Origin of the sequence: Paraclostridium benzoelyticum (assembly GCF_001006285.1) — a bacterium.
GTDB lineage: Bacteria > Bacillota > Clostridia > Peptostreptococcales > Peptostreptococcaceae > Paraclostridium > Paraclostridium benzoelyticum.
In genome coordinates this window covers 1-2,665 of the sequence record NZ_LBBT01000178.1, presented here as the reverse complement: position 1 = coordinate 2,665, position 2,665 = coordinate 1, and the positions used below count along the sequence as shown (strand labels likewise).

3 protein-coding genes are annotated in these 2,665 nt (G+C 29.6%); 2 read left to right on the top strand and 1 reads right to left on the bottom strand.

Annotation, left to right across the window (positions count from 1 at the left end; translation table 11 throughout):
* Together VN21_RS18645 and VN21_RS08290 are read left to right on the top strand one after the other, a co-directional pair.
* A partial coding sequence (locus VN21_RS18645; protein ID WP_046822835.1) for a hypothetical protein occupies positions 1 to 267 on the top strand: 267 nt, incomplete at its 5' end.
* A gap of 83 nt (positions 268 to 350) precedes the next feature.
* A complete protein-coding gene (locus VN21_RS08290; protein ID WP_021428046.1) occupies positions 351 to 1,634 on the top strand; it encodes an adenylosuccinate synthase in 1,284 nt (427 codons plus the stop codon).
* Positions 1,635 to 1,705: 71 nt separating this feature from the next.
* On the opposite strand, the gene VN21_RS08285 is transcribed toward VN21_RS08290, so the two are convergent.
* Positions 1,706 to 2,608, bottom strand: a complete 903-nt coding sequence (locus VN21_RS08285; RefSeq protein ID WP_046822834.1) for an acetamidase/formamidase family protein — start codon at positions 2,606 to 2,608, stop codon at positions 1,706 to 1,708.
* Positions 2,609 to 2,665: the final 57 nt, after the last annotated feature.

Genomic DNA, 2,665 nt, shown 5'->3' with positions numbered 1-2,665 from the left:
CCAAATACAGAGTTTATAAACAATGAAATAAACATATGTAGAATAATTGATGATAAATATAAAGAAACTATAGTCGTATATGGTATTAAGGAAAATAATAAAGTAAAAATATACATTACAAATACATTTACAGGAGATAATAAATTAGTAAAAAAGGCTAACAATGTAAATGATATAGTTAGATTTATAGAAACTAATGAACACGAAATAAAAATCCTAGAAAGCTTAGAATATGTGGAAAAATACATACTAAATAAAATAGGTTAATAAAAAAGGTTTTGAAAATAAAGCGAATGTTTGGTAAAATAAGAAAGTAAGTGTTCGAATAAAATAATTAGAGGTGAATTAATATGAAGACTGTTGCTATAGTAGGCTCTCAATGGGGAGACGAAGGTAAAGGTAAAGTTATAGACTATTTAGCTACACAAGCTGATGTAGTAGTAAGAGGACAAGGTGGAAACAATGCAGGTCATACATTAGTTGTTGATGGAAAGAAATATGCATTACACCTAATACCATCAGGAGTATTAAATCCAGAAACTATAAATGTAATAGGTAACGGAATAGTATTTGATCCAAAAGGATTTTTAGAAGAGTTAGCTAAATTAAATGCAGATAATATAGATACTAAAAATATAAAAATAAGTGATAGAGCACATGTTATATTCCCATATCACAAAGAATTAGATGCTTTAGCTGAAGAAGCTAGAGGAGATAATAAGATAGGTACTACTAAAAAAGGTATAGGACCTTGTTACATGGATAAAACAGAGAGATCTGGAATAAGAATATGTGATTTAATGGATAAAGATATATTCGCTAAAAAATTAAAAGCTCAAATAGATGCTAAGAATAAAATAGTTAAGAATATATATGGAGCAGAAGAGTTTGACTTTGATGCTATATACAATGAATACTTAGGATATGCAGAGCAAATAAGATCTTACGTAGATGATACATCAGTTGTTGTATACGAAGCTATAAAAGCAGGAAAGAAAGTCTTATTTGAAGGAGCTCAAGGTACATTACTAGATTTAGATTTAGGAACGTATCCGTTCGTAACATCTTCTCATCCTACATCAGGAGGATTCTCTGTAGGAGCTGGTGTTGGACCTAACATGATAAAAGATGTTGTAGGTATAGTAAAATCTTACACTACTAGAGTTGGAGAAGGACCATTTGTTACAGAGTTAAACGATGAAACAGGGGACAAGATAAGAACTCAAGGAAGAGAGTTCGGAACAACTACAGGTAGAGCAAGAAGATGTGGATGGTTTGATGCTGTAATAGTTAGATATGCTGCTAGAGTTAATGGATTAACTAGTATATCTTTAATGTTATTAGATGTTTTAACTGGATTTGATACAGTTAAAATATGTACATCTTACAAAATGGGAGACAAAGTTTTAAGAGAGTTCCCAGCTTCATTAGAAGATTTAGCTAAGTGCGAGCCTATATATGAAGAATTAGAAGGATGGTCTGAAGATTTAACAGGTATGGAAACATATGAAGAACTTCCTGAAAATGCTAAGAAATATATAGCTAAAATAGAAGAGTTAGTTGGAGTAAATGTAGATATGGTTTCAGTTGGACCAAACAGAGCTCAAACTATAGTAAGAAAAAATATATTCTAATTTTATAATATATAAAATCAAAAGCTATGTTAAAACATTATATAATGTCTTAACATAGCTTTATTTTATTTTTATATTAATTTATCTATATTTAATTGACTTAAAATATCTTTTTTAACTTTAAATCTAATAGTTTTTAAAGGATCAACAACTTGGCAAACTTCTATATCACTAGTTAAACTCATTAGCATAACTAGGTCATTTTTGGATAAGTTGCATTTAGGAAGTAAAATATCAAACATATCTTCGATAGCTATTTCATAAGCCTCATCTAAAGTTTCAGCAGAAGCTACAGTATAATAAGCATCTTCAGTTTCTAAGATAGGATTCTTTATTGTTAAGCTATCTATTACTTCAACTTTTACATCAACTAGAGCTCCTATTTCAGCTCCGCTTACTCCGATTTCACCATCACCCATAACAGCATGGATATCTCCAAGAGATAATAAAGATCCTTCTACTGATATAGGAAGATATACACTAGAGCCTTCAGCTATAATCTTACAGTCCATGTTACCACCGTGACTACCAGGAGTTCCACAATTTATAGACTTATTATCGCTTGGGGCAACACCTATAACACCAATCATTTTATTTAAAGGAAGTTCTAAATTATTAAATAAAGCTTTTTCATTTTCTATTTTTAAAATATTATGAGTCATAGTATCTAGTTTATTACCAAGAACTCCAACTTCAGGACCTGTCATGGCAAGAGCATTGCCTTTTAATTCAATAGAATTTATACTAACTTTTAAAGTCTGGTTAGGCATAGAATTTTCTATGTATAAAGGTCCAGTTGCTGGATTTACTCTATCAAAGTCTATACTATTCATATTGTCATCACTACATGTTATTTGACTACACATGCAATCATGAGTTTCAAAAACTACATTGCTTCCTGATTTTACTTTAAGAACTGGATTGTTTAAGCTTGAAAATGTAAATGTATGATTTTCTTTGTTTATGAAGTTCATAAATTTACCTCCTTTATTTAGTATAAGAATATTATATTACAAATAGTATTAATAAAA